The sequence below is a fragment of the Mesorhizobium sp. Cs1299R1N1 genome (assembly GCF_037179655.1).
GTDB classification, from domain to species: Bacteria; Pseudomonadota; Alphaproteobacteria; order Rhizobiales; family Rhizobiaceae; genus Mesorhizobium; species Mesorhizobium salmacidum.
Genome location: NZ_JAPYKR010000037.1, coordinates 1 through 14,853, shown reverse-complemented (window position 1 = coordinate 14,853; position 14,853 = coordinate 1). Strand labels below are relative to the sequence as shown.

General features: G+C 57.0%; 12 protein-coding genes and 3 pseudogenes. 7 read left to right on the top strand and 8 right to left on the bottom strand.

All coding sequences use genetic code 11. The features are described 5' to 3' along the window. On the top strand, positions 1–523 hold a 523-nt coding region (locus O7A70_RS32575), incomplete at its 5' end, for a hypothetical protein (protein ID WP_337144004.1). A gap of 438 nt (positions 524–961) precedes the next feature. Here the strand turns inward: O7A70_RS32575 and O7A70_RS34400 are convergent. Together O7A70_RS34400 and virD1 are read right to left on the bottom strand one after the other, a co-directional pair. After that, positions 962–1,306: pseudogene (locus O7A70_RS34400) on the bottom strand (relaxase/mobilization nuclease domain-containing protein); the annotation flags it as partial. Between the two features lie 175 nt (positions 1,307–1,481). Then, positions 1,482–1,940 (bottom strand): T-DNA border endonuclease subunit VirD1, encoded by a 459-nt coding sequence (gene virD1 / locus O7A70_RS32565; RefSeq protein ID WP_337144002.1) that lies wholly within the window; start codon positions 1,938–1,940, stop codon positions 1,482–1,484. Positions 1,941–2,166: 226 nt separating this feature from the next. Here virD1 and O7A70_RS32560 point away from each other — a divergent pair, with 226 nt between their 5' ends. Next, on the top strand, positions 2,167–2,862 hold the full coding sequence (locus O7A70_RS32560) for a conjugal transfer ATPase VirC1 (RefSeq protein ID WP_337144001.1): 696 nt from the start codon (positions 2,167–2,169) through the stop codon (positions 2,860–2,862). Next, positions 2,863–3,474 carry a VirC2 family conjugal transfer protein gene (locus O7A70_RS32555; protein ID WP_337144000.1) on the top strand — a complete coding sequence of 204 codons (612 nt, stop codon included), beginning with the start codon at positions 2,863–2,865 and terminating at the stop codon, positions 3,472–3,474. A gap of 681 nt (positions 3,475–4,155) precedes the next feature. Here the strand turns inward: O7A70_RS32555 and O7A70_RS32550 are convergent. The 5 genes and pseudogenes from O7A70_RS32550 to O7A70_RS32530 all read right to left on the bottom strand — a co-directional run. Beyond that, a pseudogene (locus O7A70_RS32550) lies at positions 4,156–4,637 on the bottom strand (IS66 family transposase); the annotation flags it as partial. Positions 4,638–4,662: 25 nt separating this feature from the next. Beyond that, positions 4,663–4,793, bottom strand: a pseudogene (locus O7A70_RS34395) (IS701 family transposase); the annotation flags it as partial. Between the two features lie 187 nt (positions 4,794–4,980). Next, a complete protein-coding gene (locus O7A70_RS32540; protein ID WP_442921248.1) occupies positions 4,981–5,130 on the bottom strand; it encodes a hypothetical protein in 150 nt (49 codons plus the stop codon). 359 nt (positions 5,131–5,489) lie between these two features. Beyond that, positions 5,490–7,232, bottom strand: a complete 1,743-nt coding sequence (locus O7A70_RS32535; RefSeq protein ID WP_337143999.1) for a hypothetical protein — start codon at positions 7,230–7,232, stop codon at positions 5,490–5,492. A gap of 119 nt (positions 7,233–7,351) precedes the next feature. Continuing rightward, a complete protein-coding gene (locus O7A70_RS32530; protein ID WP_337143998.1) occupies positions 7,352–8,926 on the bottom strand; it encodes a VirE2 family protein in 1,575 nt (524 codons plus the stop codon). Positions 8,927–10,392: 1,466 nt separating this feature from the next. On the opposite strand from O7A70_RS32530, the gene O7A70_RS32525 reads away from it, so the two are divergent. From O7A70_RS32525 to purU, 4 genes are all read left to right on the top strand, one after another. After that, positions 10,393–10,827 (top strand): pseudoazurin, encoded by a 435-nt coding sequence (locus O7A70_RS32525; RefSeq protein WP_337143997.1) that lies wholly within the window; start codon positions 10,393–10,395, stop codon positions 10,825–10,827. 311 nt (positions 10,828–11,138) lie between these two features. Further along, entirely contained in the window at positions 11,139–11,270 is a 132-nt protein-coding gene (locus tag O7A70_RS32520) for a hypothetical protein (RefSeq protein ID WP_442921247.1), read from the top strand. Positions 11,271–12,287: 1,017 nt separating this feature from the next. Further along, a complete protein-coding gene (locus O7A70_RS32515) occupies positions 12,288–13,094 on the top strand; it encodes a 3-methyl-2-oxobutanoate hydroxymethyltransferase (protein ID WP_337143996.1) in 807 nt (268 codons plus the stop codon). 30 nt (positions 13,095–13,124) lie between these two features. Further along, positions 13,125–14,009 carry a formyltetrahydrofolate deformylase gene (gene purU, locus O7A70_RS32510; RefSeq protein ID WP_337143995.1) on the top strand — a complete coding sequence of 295 codons (885 nt, stop codon included), beginning with the start codon at positions 13,125–13,127 and terminating at the stop codon, positions 14,007–14,009. Positions 14,010–14,527: 518 nt separating this feature from the next. Here the strand turns inward: purU and O7A70_RS32505 are convergent. Beyond that, on the bottom strand, positions 14,528–14,853 hold a 326-nt coding region (locus O7A70_RS32505), incomplete at its 5' end, for a transposase (protein WP_337143994.1).

Here is a 14,853-nt window from a genome sequence, read left to right as displayed (position 1 = left end):
CGGGATGGGCGTGCGGCGGTTGATTGGCATGGGAGGCTTCAGGGTCGGGCTGGGGGTGACCCACTGCGGGCTCTTCGCGCTCGCGCCTTTCACGTGCAGCCCGCTGCGCGCGGGTTTCGATGATTCCCGGCGCGAGGCGGCGGCGCTGCCGTGGTTCATTGGGATCGGAGTCTTCTGCCTCCGGGTGACCCTCTGCTGGTTGGTCGCGTTCGCGCTTTTCACGGGCAGCCCGCTGCGCGCGGGTTTCGATGATTCCTGGGGCGTAATGGCGGGGCTGCCGTGGTCGGCGTTGCTGCCCACCACCGCGCTCACCCTGTTCGCCTTGCTCCGCATCGGGCCCCGGCTCACCTGCTGGACTGCCTCGGCCTTCGGGATGGGCGTGCGGCGGTTGATTGGCATGGGAGGCTTCAGGGTCGGGCTGGGGGTGACCCACTGCGGGCTCTTCGCGCTCGCGCCTTTCACGTGCAGCCCGCTGCGCGCGGGTTTCGATGATTCCTGGGGCGTAATGGCGGGGCTGCCGTAGTCGGCGTTGCTGCCCACCACCGCGCTCACCCTGTTCGCCTTGCTCCGCATCGGGCCCCGGCTCACCTGCTGGACTGCCTCCAGGGCCAAGATCACCGGATATACGAAAGCCGCTTTCATGATCGTGGCGAGGTGCCGGTCCGGGGTTGCTGCTGGATGCTTGACCTGCGCCATCTCTGAGCCCGGATCCTCCTGCATCGGCTGCTGGTCCTGGTAACGTGCCGCTATCGACAAGATTTGTCGGATCGGGTGTTCCTCTGGGAGTGACGGGAATGTCGGGTTCTGGTTGCGGGCGAATAGAAACGGTTTCTCCAGCTCTCTGTCGGCGCCGGAATTCGGCATAGGTGATCGGTCGCTCCATGATGCCTCGCTCGGCACGCGAGGTTGCTTCCAATTCGATACCGTTGTCGTAGGCGGCATCGACAAGCGCAGCGCGCATATTGTTGTAGTTAAAATGTGGGTGACGACGCGAGATTTTTAGCCAATGGCCTTCAAGAGCCCGACGATTCACCACCACATGCAGATGTGGGTGCTCCTGGTCTACGTGAAAAGCCGTGATATAGTCGAACCTGCCGCCGCCGTTACGGCCCGAACCGAACATGTCTTCCACCCATGCTCGAGCGGCCGTGCGTGCGCTATTGCGATCAGTGGCGCGTGGGAAGCTCACGACGATATGCGTCGTCAGGTCCTGATTGCTTTCTGCGTCTGGTTGGCCGAGCTGATAGTTACCTGTCTGCTCGGCCCAACTGCGTGCCATCTCATCAAGCTGGTGATATGGGAGCATGACTCCTTGGTGACGCTCAGAACGCTGGAGGTCAATTGCGCCCTTGCGAGACAGGTAGTCCAGTTGATCGCGGATTTGTCGTGCGGTACGAGCGCCGCCTCGAGGTACTATTCTTATGACTGCTTGCGGGCGGGGCATCCCGGTCACCCACCGGCATTATTTCCGGACGATGCTGTCATCGCCCGGCTTCCTCTAAAAGCCTTCGACCGTCCTGCCGACGCCGTGATACATTCAATATTTCGCGAAGCAGCGCATCAAGGGCGGCGAATTCCTGACCAAATTCCTGCCTGTGCTTCTCGAAACGCTTGATGTCTACGGTGCCGTCATGGCTCGCGTTTCGGTTCAGGACTCGGAGTGCCTCCGAAATCTCACCAATGCTGTTCGTGATTTCCTGAAGCTTGGAGCGAGTCTCGGCGTCAATTTCGAGAAAGCCCGCGATGCGACGTATCGCAACGCGCAGTGCCAAATTTTTCGTTAGCCCCAAGGCACGTGACTGCTCGCAAAAAGATTCAAATTCGGCCGAACGTAAGCGCACGCTGACTATCTTGTACTCGCTGGCGTTGGCAAAGGCGGCATGGTTCCTTCCGCCCATGGGAGCGACGTCGAACAAACCGGAAACGTTCTGCGCTGCCACGTCTCAATCCCTCTGTATGCCGAATGTTACGAATATTGCAAAGGTAATAAAGGCCTGCGGCAGCACCTTATCCATACTATCCAACGGTCGACATCAGATTACAGTTACAAATGTAGCATAACACCGATATATATTGATCGATTCCCTGTATTGACGTAACGACATTTCGATATTAACCACGCCACGTGGATGTGAATTCATTGTTTACGCAGGAGAGAATAGTGTCGTGAAACTGATCGCTTGCTGTTCACTAAAAGGGGGTGCAGGTAAAACAACAGCCTTGATGGGTCTATGTTCATCCCTATCTTCCAAACAGAAGAAGGTTGCCTTGTTCGAAGCGGACGAAAACCGTCCGCTTACGAAGTGGAAAGCAAATGCCATTCGCAACGACGCTTGGGACCCGCGATGTGAGATATTCGTGGCCGATGAGTTGCCGCTACTGGAAGATGGGTATGAACAGGCGGAAGTTAGCGGCTTCGACTATGCGCTGGCTGACACACCAGGCGGCACCAGCGAACTGAACAACACTATTATCGCCAATTCCGATTTTCTGCTGGTGCCTACCATGCTGACCCCTCTTGACGTCGATGAAGCGCTCGCAACTTGCCGCTATATCCTTGAGCTCTTAATTGCAGAAGGACTGGAAGCCCATATCGCCATCCTTCGCCAGCGAGTGCCCATAGGCAGACTAACGGCGTCTCAACAGACAACATATGAAATGCTGAACGTTCTGCCCCTGTTCGACACGTCCATGCATGGGCGTGACGCGTTCGCGGCGATGAAGGAACGTGGCATGTTGCATATGACAGTCGCCAATATGGCCCAGAACCCGGCAGCCCGACTGATGTTGCATACCAACCAGCGCGCCGTGGATGAGCTGGCTATGATTTGTGCTTTCGTCGAGAAGGCATTGGAGGGCTAGATGGGTATCTCCAAGCCGACTGTCTCGGTGGAGAAACTTCGCCGACTTGCTGCAATTCGGCTGGAGAGCTCGCCCGTGGCGAGCATGCCAGGGCTGTCAAATCCGTCAGCAGCATTGGCACAAGTCGAGCAGGCCGGCGTTTCTACGCATAACAGAATAGCACCTGCCGCACCTTTATCGGCTAAAAAGACTGTGAGCCTTTTGGATCAAAGCTATCAGCTGGATCCCAAGATACAGGTTTTTCTGTCTGCAGCGCTTCCCGCCCGCGGCATCTCCACCAGTTTTGACATGCTGATCGGGCGATATCGCCCAGCCAAGGTGCTGCAGATGATTCTGCGGCGCGCGTTGGATGACTACGAATTGCTACTACGCGACGGCGCGTTCACGACAACCACGCCGGTCTATTGCGTAGAGGAGCCGCCGGTCCTAGTCACAACGTCCCGCATGATATCGCGACGGCTCGTCGAAATCGCCCTCGCGCACTTTGATCCCTTCGGCCTCGAAAGTGCGCGCGCATTCGGACATATGCTTGCAACCGCGGCGCTCGGCGTTTTCTTCGAGAATGAGAAGAACGGCGTCGGTGAAGAACGCCGATTGGGCCGGCTGGGGTGAAGTCGCTGTTCCCGCGAAAAACGGAGCAATAAGTTGGCGCAGCAAGTGCCTCAACAGATTGGAGGAAGAGGCGGAGCGTCGAAACTCCGCGCACAACCGGGTGGTCATGTCGTGCGCCTTGCTGTCGTGGGTCAGAAGGCATGTTTCCGCAAGAATCGCGCCACGCTCCGGCGTCTAGCATAGCGAATGATCCGCCCGGAGAGTCGAGCAATCAGCCCAGTTACCGCGAGCGTAAGCGAACCCGAAGCGCCGGACTGGATGACTGAGTATTGCCGCGCTCGGATACGGCGCTGAGAGGGGCGTCTCTTCCCGTACTGATCAACTGATAGGATTCACCAACCTGAGGCACGCCTGGTCGGCAGAGAATATCCGACCAATATTCTCCATTCCGGAGTTATTTCTTCAGCGCCTTAACCAGGGTTTGGAGGAGCGTGCGCACATCGGGAAGGCGGCGAGAGTGGCACACGCCCGCAAGCGTTGACGACTCTACGGCGATGGCATGTGAGGGTCAGGCGGCCTGCTGATTAGCGGATTCTGCGGCTTCGCGCAGGGGTGTTTCGGGGTTGACGTAGTATCAGGAGTGCTGGAGCATGATGCCGAAAAGTGTGAAGCGGTTTTCGGACGACATCATGCTCTATCTCTTTGATTAGAGACGAATTCAGATCCCGGGCGACTCGACCCGACAGCGGCACGGTCGCCCCCGCGGCGCTGGAAACCGGCCAAGGTTCAGTTGCGCTTCCCAGAGCAATACCGCGCAACGCGCTTTCGGCTGCGTTGTTGCAGAGGCAGATCCGGCCGTCGTTGATGGAGCGAAGCAAAGTTGGCCTAGCGGCTGAGCATGTAGTTGAGCGCGCACCACGAGATTCGCTTGCAGCCCCGGTGCAGCCGCTTTAGCGTTTGGCTTTAGGGACCTCGGAAGAGCACGAGTGGGTTTCGCGCTCGCACAGTAACCAGGCGTGCATGTCGTCGAGAAGTGGTCTGTTCTTCTCCTAGCGCATCGCATACCCGCTCGTCAGCGGTGCAGGCGTTGGAGACGTTCCCGATCTCGACGGCGCGTCGATCCGCCTGACCGCCTCCAGCGCGATCGGGGAAGTCCGTTGCCATCCCTCTCGCTCTCGTGCATTCTTCTCGAAGCCGGCCAAAAAGCCGCGACCCGCGCATGCGGGTGCCCGCCGAGGGGCGGCCGTGGAGAAAGGCGCCGGCGATCATGGTCATCAAGGCGTGTCGATGGAATCCAGTCCAGGATCTGCCTTCGAAGTGGGCAAGGCCGAGTTCCTCCTTCAATTGCTGATGTCCTGCTCACAGATCCACCCCGCCTTAGTCGCGGCGGCGAGCATCTTTTGGCTCGCATCGGCCGTTAAGTTCCACACAAAGTATTTTTTGCTCGCCAGTCACCGGCTTTCGCCGACGAGCCATCCGGTGCTTATGACCATCCGCTCGCGGACATGTCGAGCCGCAAGCATGTCAGCTGCCCGTTAGCGCCGCGCCCGCTTCATCCGCTCGGGATCATTCGTCCCGGTGTGGGGAGGAAGAGCCGAAGGCCAGGCTCACCGAGACCAGGGACTGGCCGATCGGACTCTTACCAAGCGACGAACCGTACTGAGGCGCCACACCAACCGAATGGTGTCTCTTCTTCGCTAAGGCTGTGTGCTCGATGACGAGAAAACCTGCCCCATCGCCGACCAGGCGATCTTCCTCCCCTGCAGAACGGTTTCAAGCGGAGCGCTGTCCCCAAGCCCTGCCGCGACAAAATGTTGAAGCTGATCGTAGCCCAGATCGCCCGTCCGCGGCCATCGGTTGCACGGTCTTACGTTCGCCCGGCCCCATCAGACCAGCAATGTCTGGCCGACACATCCGGCGCCGAGCTGGATGCGAAAGACCTGCAAAAAGGTTAAGCCAGTGCTCGAGCTCGGCTTCCAGTCCACACCCACGCATCACGCAAACTCTCTCTTCGGAATCGCAAAACTCGCCCGTTCCGAAAAATCTGCCAGAGTAGTGTTGGGCAGTCCAGCTCTTCAGCGCGAATATGTGACCGAACGAGAATCGAACCCTCTTGTCCAGGCGGCGTTTGCCTGGCTTTGCAGAATCTCGCTCCGCAAGTCAGAACGAGAGCGCTCGGGCTGCATGCTGCCCATAACGTCGGCTTTTTCCTTGATCTGCACAGGCACTCGCTCGTTGCGCCGCCGCATGGCCGCGCTCAACGCGTCGCCTTCTTTTTGGCGCCCAGGCGACGCGTTGTCCGGCTGCTCAGCCTCGCCCCATTTTGCCATTGCCGCCAGAAGCTCATCGCGATCACTCGTGGCCTTGGGGACGTTGCTGGAATTCAAGCGGTCTGACTTTTCATCACAATCCGTCTCCCGCCGTTCGCTTCGGCTAGTGGACCGGGGTCCCCCCTTGACCTGCACAGGCACTCGCTCGTTGCGCCGCCGCATGGCCGCGCTCAACGCGTCGCCTTCTTTTTGGCGCCCAGGCGACGCGTTGTCCGGCTGCTCAGCCTCTCCCCAATTCGCCATTGCCGCCAGAAGATCATCGCGATCACTCGTGGCGGGGATGTTGGTCGAATTCAAGGGGTCTAGCTTTTCATCAGAATCCGTCTCCCGCCTTTCACTTCGGCTAGCGGACTGGGTTTCCCCCAGACTGGTCTCAAGCGCTCCTGGCCGTGTGGCGACTTCTTCACGCGAGCGATCCACTACAGGCTCGGGTTCCCATGCTGCCGCGTGAAGTGTCGCCTCTTCGGTTCGCAGCTTCCGGGCCTCTAACTCGCTGTCGCTCAGGTCTCTTATTTTAGCGCTGAACTTTATACCAAGTATGCTTCTGGTCATCTTCTTGACCGCGCCGTCAAGATATTCCGTTTCTTTCTTATACAATTTCCCGAGAGTATGGGTTGCCTTCCTCATTTGGCCTCGATCGTCATACTCCGCTGATTCTTTGTTCCACAATACCCGGCGATAGCGCATGTCCTTGCTAAGGACATTACCATTTTGGTCCAGGCGAGATTGATACGACTTTCTGAACAAGCCGCCAAGGTGACTGACGTCAGTCGTGGATGTTTTCCTATCGGCCGACTTTCTTGCATACTTGGACCACAGCGGACCTTTGCGGCTCATTAGCTCCAAATTGCCATTCGGATCGCGTTCGAATACCTTTTCACCGAAGCCCTTCCTCCGGATCAGCATGCGGTACCCGCTTTGGTCAGCCCTGCTTAGCACCTCGGAAACCGGGCGGAAAAGCCTGCCGTCTTGCCACCGATTGTTAAAATACCTTGTCCGGATCAGAATTCCCTTGTCATCTCGTACCCAATCTTCCTTGTATCTTCCGTCCTTGCGCACGACACTCTTCGTGCGGAGTTGGTTATCCTTGTCGTACTCTTCAGTTTTCTTCTGCCGCCAGCTGTCCTTCTCGTATCGGCGAAGCACCGCAGCCTCGGCGTCCGCGCTGCGTTCTATAACCTTCCGGGTTTTTAGAATTATTCCTCTCTCACGCGTAAGCTGGCCTTTGCTCTCAATGCGTAGCTTCCTATGTCCAAGGAGCTTGTAACCGACCTCGCCTCGCGTGTTTTCATTGACCTTGTCAAGGATGTCCAGATCCCTCGCATACTTTTGCTGTTTATTGGGTCGGCTGTACTCTTTGATCCTTTCGCTAGCTCTTCTCTCCGTGAGCTGCGCGCTCCGATCAAGGTTTGCCTTGCGCTTCTCGGCCACTCGTCCCCGATACGAAGGGTCGCTCATCTTAACGGGTCTTTTTTCGAGCTTTGCCACGTCGTCATTCCTTCCATGAGGAGTTATCGTGAGAGGGGCAGCACACATTAAGACGGGACAAGCGCGCACCGCGCCACGCCAGGTTGCTTGATCCTAATGTGGGCCATAGGAGGCCGATCTCAGCGGCCAAGCGGATCCCCTCGCTCCCTCCCCATCGTTCTCGCATCGTAACCAGGAGGAGGTTGAGAACTCCCACCCCTCTCGAACCTCTCGAACCTCTCGCGAGCGTGTAAGAGTATGTCAGTGACGTCTTTCGGTATGTTTAGCTCGCTACGGTCATTACGCTCGCTCGTGGCCCGCCGATATGATTCAGCAAGGGAGGTGAAGTTCCCAGTTCTATCGCCATATTTCGAATCCCCTTCGTAGAATATTCTGTTAGGAGGATACACGTCTAACACGGATTTTTCCTTCGGCACCAGCGAGGCGTCTTCCACTAGATTGCCGTCTTCTTCAATTAGAACTCGCGAATGTGACGCGTGCTTATCCAGCCGCTCGTTCCACTTGGGTTTGAACCTGCCCCATTCCTCATTGATGCCATGTGCCTTGCACACGCCCTTGAAATAGTCGGGATGTGACTCGGCGACCCAATCGGGGGTCGCGAACGTGTTGCCGGTCGGCATTCGTATGAGGATTCTCTCATCCAGCGTTGGGCGGCTTCCCCCGATTGTCTTCGACACGCGGTCGTCTGGATATGAAGAAAGAACCTGTTTGACCGGAAAGTAGGTGTCGTCTATCTTAACATATGCGGTATCGGTATTCTTGTTGTGGGCGCGATTCTCTTCGAGATAATCGGCGAAGCGGTGTAAGGCGGCATCTCTGCCTTGCGTTCGATTGATATAATCAAGCGTTTGATAGCCGTGGTTGAGTGACTTTAACAGCAACTTGCCGCCGAGCTTTCCCTCCACCTGCTCTGGCGAAAATCCTGTCAATCCGTCGCCGGGGAGACGGGAGAAGCCCGTGATTAGCCCGTTAGGCAAACGCAGCATACAGTCCGGTGCTGATTCACCGTTCACGTACGCGTCTTTGTAAGCTACAGCACGCTTTCTCGGCCCGGCGTTCGTATCGTACAATTGGTTTTGACCCTTCAGCGCGTAGTTCGGCTTCTGGCTTTTCTTCCCTTTTTCGTCAGTTACACTTTTCGTACCGCTCTGATATAAGTCTCTCGACCTTTCAGCGGTCAGACCGCAACTTACCGCAATTCGCCTGAACTCTCTATCCTTATATGTGAGCGTTGTTTGAACACTGTTTGGGTCCTTGATAGCGTTCCACAAGCCACTTTTTGTGTGGTAGCTGTCGTTATACTTGATATAAACAAGCTCTCTGTCCATCTCTTCCGGGGTTTTGGGGCCGTACTCTTTCTGAAATTCCGAACCGTTAAGAAAGGTCCATCTGGTACCCTTCGGATTTTTCACAGAATCAATTGGATCGGCGGAGGCTACTAACAAGCGATCGTCGGAAGGTAGCTTAGCAGCCGGCTTATTTTGATGCCGCTTCATCCTTTCGGCTAGCCGCATGTTCCCTGCTAACTCGGTAATTTTGTTTACTTCTGAACCGGGACTCTTATCTTCTCCGTCGCTCGCCGTAGCTTCGTCATACATCCGACCGGGAGACCTGCTGCGGCCCCTGTTGGTCGCCCCCCTGCCGTCCTCTTCCGTGAGGACTTCCATGTCTTCATCTTTATAATTACCACTCATGACGATCTCCGAAACTTTGCCTATGGACCAGGATTAGTTGGGATATTTCCCGCTTTCCGCCTTTGCGTCACGAGCCTTAATTGCTCTGTCCAAGGCTAGTGCCCGGCGCTCGGATGCTTCCATGAATAGCTCCGGGGCGTCCATCGGCGGGAACTCCTCGACTTCGGAGCCTACTTTCGCCTCTATTTGCAGCTCTGTCGACGTATGGTTTCGGGGCATGATCTTTCGAATTTTCCGTCCTGTCATTTCGGATTCCTTTCTAATCTATCTAATACTTCTGGGAGTTTATCGGACACGGGTAGATAGCCTCTCATCCAGTTGAGAATCACAACATTGAGCTGAGCTTGCGAAAGACCCGAGCTTTGACCACACAAGATATAAGGTGACCTATACTGTTGGAGCCATGCGATATAGATCTGGGTATTGCTTCCGCATTCGCCCTGATGTGGCTGGCTCGCCAGAATTCACCTCGATGATTTGACAAATTCTTTAGAAGCCGGCGAGCTTCATCGGTAATTTCAAAAAAATTCGCCATTCGTTAAAGCCCGATAGGCAGAGCCGCGCTGTTGGTGAGATCGGGGCCAAACGTGTTGGATTAAAGTCTAACTCGGTCTCACCCGACGAGGGGGAGGTGAGGTCTAACGAGGGCGACTGAGTGCGGTGTCCTCATAGCATCATCCTAATCAGAGTTTCACTGCGTATTCGGCCTAGGATTCATCGAGGCTGGTGTCAACATTCATCGTCTAGGCATTGATAATATAGCGCTACATTTGAAACCTTTCGGTAACCGAGGTGACTACGTCGTCATCTATAAAGGCATCGTACGCTGGACGGGCTGGACGGCGCTGATGAACGAGGCGAGCGGCTCATCGTTTACACGTTGCCGGGGTCTGGCGCTGCTGCGCGACAGCTCGCGAACTCGGAGCCGCCCACCGGAAACATGCGAGCTTATTAAGACCGGCTTCTCGCCGACACTCTGCGGTCGTGGCGGCAGGCCTGGTCTCTAAATGCTCCAAGCGATCGTATGCCCACGGTGACGGCCGCCTTTCTGAGGTAGGGTCGAAGGCTGCAAGTCCTCGCTGCAAGATTTATGGGGGTTGTCCATTTGGATCGGACCGAGGAGAGTGAAGTTACTATAGGCTTCCGCACTCACAGAGGGTCCTAATAGACATCCATAAGAATGCCCGTCAGACGCCGCTGCGGCGAGAGGAGAGGCGCTGTCGATCATTATAGGCCGTCTTTCCAAAGCCCATAAAGCGCGGAAATATAGTGTCAGCGAAGCTCGTGGCGCGGGTCGAGCGCTACAAGCCCGTCGGACGGGCGGCAGCATCACGGTCCCTCAGCAGGTCGGCCGTGAGTATCCGGCGGGGGGCCGGTCGCCATCAAGCGTCGTCTGGCGGCATCTGCACCGTCCGGTTCGCCCGGCCGCGCTACCATTCCCTTCCACCCAACACGGAGCCCAATCCATGATTCGAAACGCCATACTCGCATTCTCGCTATTGTTGTCCTCGGCCGCCTGTGCGGAAACGATCGAGATCAAGATGCTCAATCGTGGCGAGCACGGCTCGATGGTCTTCGAACCCGACTATGTCCAGCTCAAGCCCGGGGACGAACTCCACTTCGTAGCCGCCAATAAGAGCCATAACGCCGCCTCGATCAAAGGCATGGTTCCGGAGGGCTATGCCGGGTTCGACGGCAAGATCAACGAGGAGATCACGGTACGCTTCGGCCAGCCTGGCTACTACGGCATCAAGTGCTCCGCGCATTACGGTATGGGCATGGTGATGGTCGTCAAGGTGGGCGAAGCCGCGACCAGTGACGCCCTCCGCAACGTCGATGCGCCGCCGCGAGCGAAGAAGCGCTTCGCCGAAATCTTCGCACGCGCCGGGACAGCCGCCTGAGCCCATGGAATCCGCCGCGGCGGGATCGAACCGAGACCCGAATATCGCCATATGCGCGACCAGGACTGGAAGCCTGGGCCGATGCTGTCGTGGTCGACCTGTCTCTTCGCACCGGCCTGCCCGAATGCATGGCGAGGTCTTCCTGCACCGCTGTGCCCCGCTCGACCAGCCGATCTGTCGACCGCCGTCGATCACGGCCAGCTCGATCTGTGGCCGACAACTAGTGGTTATCATCTGACATAAGAGTCCTGCTTGGCGGGTGGGTAACGAAGCAGATTCATCGTCACTTCGCTGCATCCCGCACTGATGCGATGGCGCTGCCGGCGATCTGCCTGGAGACGCGCTACGGACGCGCCGCGATGTCGGCGCAGTCCAACAAGACCGGCAAGGCCGATCCATTGGGGATCGCCCATCTGCTGCGCACCAGCTATCGAAACTGTTAGCCGATGTCAAAAACCGACGACGCTGACCATTCCGGAAATCGGCCGCCGTGACCTGCCCGTCTCGCAAGGCTGCCCCGCGACGGGGGTGCTGCTCATCAGGAGGACGCGAGCACCTGATGAGGCACAGAGGACAGCCGGTGACCACAGCAGTAACTTGCAGCGAAGAAGACACAAGATTGACTGGCATTGGCGCATGCTCTCAATGGCGAAAGCGCCCATCACATTCTACGGGAAAAGCACCAGTCGAAACCGCTCAATGTCGAGTCAGGCCACGCAGATATGAGGGGTTTGAACCAAAAAAAGCAACAGTCGCGAAATGACCGGGAAGTTCCATATGCTATGCGGCTGGTTGCGCCGCCACAGCCATGCGAGCTGGATCGATTGTGGTGCGCAGCCAAGGATTGCCCGCCTTCGATCTCCGAAACGCGAAGCTCCAGGCGTATGCCGGCCGATTGGGGCCACTTGGTTCCTTGATGTAAAAACATCATTTGCCAATGTCAACGATGATGCGTTCTGATAGATTGTATCAACGATGCGTTGTGGTCTCGGTGACGCGAACATATTCACTCGCACAGAATCACAGAATCAATGCAATGTTGCGAGGGAGATATGTTGCTCGGTGCTAGCTCGATTGGCAAGATGATGGTGTGCTTGGCGAAAATGGTCGTCACGCAGTGGAACTGGCTGGCTGCGGCCGGTATCACTCTGATGTCTTGCGCATGAGATGAAGGCGCTGATGCTAAGGTCCGACCAACTAGCGATCTATGAAACCATTAGCTGGACCGGCTGCATGGTTTGTCGGCCGACTAGGCACGTATTTTCGAGCACGTTGCGTCTCGTTCTTCATCGCTTCGGTGTTCTTTTGCGGCACAGCGTCGGAAAACCACGGCAAGGGTGTGGCCATCGCACGGCTTTGAAGGCGTGTCGGACAACGTCTTGCGCTCATCCCGACCGCGCTGCGCTAGTGAAAGCTGAAATCTTTGCCAGCCACCTGATCGTCCATTCGAAGGAAAAGCTGTGAAAAAATCGAACCGACCCACCGTGGCCGACCTCCTTGCCATGAAGGGTAAGCGCCAGCTAAGCATGCTCCGCGTTGTCACGCTCGAAGAAGCTGAGGCATCAGAGGCGGCTAGGATCGACCTGATCTCGGTTCCCTTCGAACTTCTCTACGATCCGCAGTTTCGTGACGCCGCACCCGGTCGCTTCGTCATACCTGGCGGCGATTACGGGCAGATTGGGGCGACGACTGATGAGATACTGCGTACAGCAGTTAAGATGCGGGCGGCTTCAGCCGACGCCGTCTATTGCGCAGCGGGCCTTCAGACTATACGGCGGTTGCGAGACGAGCATATTCCGGTATGCGGGCATACTGGGCTGATACCATCTCACTCGACGTGGACGGGCGGATTCAAGGCGGTAGGCAAGACCACCGAGACGGCCGAGTTCGTTTTGAAGCAAGTCAAAGACCTGGAGTCTGCCGGAGCGTTCTGTGCCGAAATCGAGGTGGTTCCTGCTGAAGTAGCAGCTGCGATTTCGGTGCGAACCTCGATGCTTCTCCTGTCGATGGGCGCTGGCAACGGCTGCGATGGGCAGTACCTCTTCGCGAACGACGTTCTTGGATTGAACCGCGGTCACTATCCCCGTCATGCGAAGGTTTATCGAGACCTGGCCGCCGAGTTTGATCGTATTCAGCTCGAGCGCATCGCCGCGTTTTCTGAGTTTGCTGACGACATTCGAAGCGGAGCATATCCCGAGGCCCGTCACGCGGTTTCGATTGGTGAGCAGGAACTGAGCAAGTTCTTGAAGAACATCGACGCAAAATAGGTCGTTTTGTCCACGGGAGGGAAGTCGGATATGAAAAAACGCATACTGACTGTTACGTGCCAGTCCAAGCGCGGGATCGTCGCCGCCATAGCGAATTACCTTGCTGATCGAGGCTGCAACATCGCCGACAGTTCGCAGTTTGACGACCTCGATACCGGCAAGTTCTTCAGCCGCGTCTCGTTCGTTTCTGAAGAAGGCGCGGAGCTTCCCGACTTGGTCGAAGGGTTCAAGCCAATTGCCGAGAAATTTGGCATGGAGGCCGGTATCCGAGATGGTGAGAGCCGCATGAAAGTCGTTTTGATGGTCTCGCGGTTCGGCCACTGTCTCAACGACCTGCTCTATCGCTGGAAGATCGGCGCTTTGCCTATCGACATCGTTGGCGTGGTCTCGAACCATTTCGAATATCAGAAGATCGTTGTGAACCACGACATCCCCTTCCACCACATCAAGGTTACGAAGGAAAACAAACCGCAGGCCGAAGCCCATATTCTCGAAATCATCGAGCAGACTGGCACCGAACTTGTCGTGCTTGCCCGTTACATGCAGGTGCTGTCGGACGCCATGTGCAAAAAGATGTCGGGCCGGATCATCAATATCCATCACTCATTTCTGCCAAGCTTCAAGGGTGCCAACCCCTACAAGCAGGCCTATGAGCGGGGGGTGAAGCTGATCGGAGCCACAGCGCATTATGTCACCGCCGATCTCGACGAGGGTCCGATCATCGAGCAGGATACCGTCCGCATCACCCATGCGCAGAGCGGCGACGACTATGTTTCGATCGGCCGTGATGTTGAAAGCCAGGTTCTGGCACGCGCTATCCACGCCCATATCCATCACCGTGTTTTCTTGAACGGCAACCGAACGGTCGTCTTTCCGGCGAGCCCAGGCTCCTACGCATCGGAGCGGATGGGCTGATCACTGTAGGGTGGTCTGATTTCCGGTCGGCTGGGAAAATTCTATTTGGCTGAATGCTTGACCTTCTTAGGCGTTGGTCAATGCGGACGCTGGTTATGGAGTTGGTTGCGGGGTCGCGACGGGACGGCAGCGCCTCGGGGTGTTCTCGGCGCCAACGATCCTGAACGTGCCGTATCATTGATCGTAATCATGAGTATCTTCATACCGGCTCCAGCCTGAACGCGGCGGGGAGGACAATTCCTGTTCTACCCCATCAGCCCTGCTTCAGAGGGTATCATGGCTTTGTCCGCGACCGGCGTGGCCCCCGTCATTGCCGTCCTGACCCGCGATCTTCGGTCACCGCCAACCCCGATCGGAGATCCTCGTGTCATGACTGTTTCCCAGTGAGCGCTCGCCGCCCTGGGCCTCGCCCCTGCGCAACGCAGTCTTTGGCGGGCCGAGACCGTCTATTCGCTGAAACTCGCCAATTGCGGGTTGTGTGCGTCAAGTTCTGCAAAATTGGGCGGCCATGGTGCTGGTCATGCGGCTTGGCGTAGAGCGAGTTTTTTGTGCTCGCGCAGATCGTCCATATTGATGTATCGGTTGGCCTCCATCCAGTTTTCGTTGGTCTCGACGGCCAATGCCCTGACCAGGCGCAGGCAGCTTTCGGCATTGGGGAAGATGCGCACGACATAGGTGCGCCGGCGGATTTCCTCATTGAGCCGTTCGAGCATGTTGGTGGACTTCAGGTGCTTGTGATGCTGGCGCGGCAGGCGAAAGAAGGTCATCGTGCTCTCGATGGTTTCCTCCGCCCACGTCGTCAGTCGTGGGTAGCGGCCCGACCATTTGGCAAGCCACGCGGCGA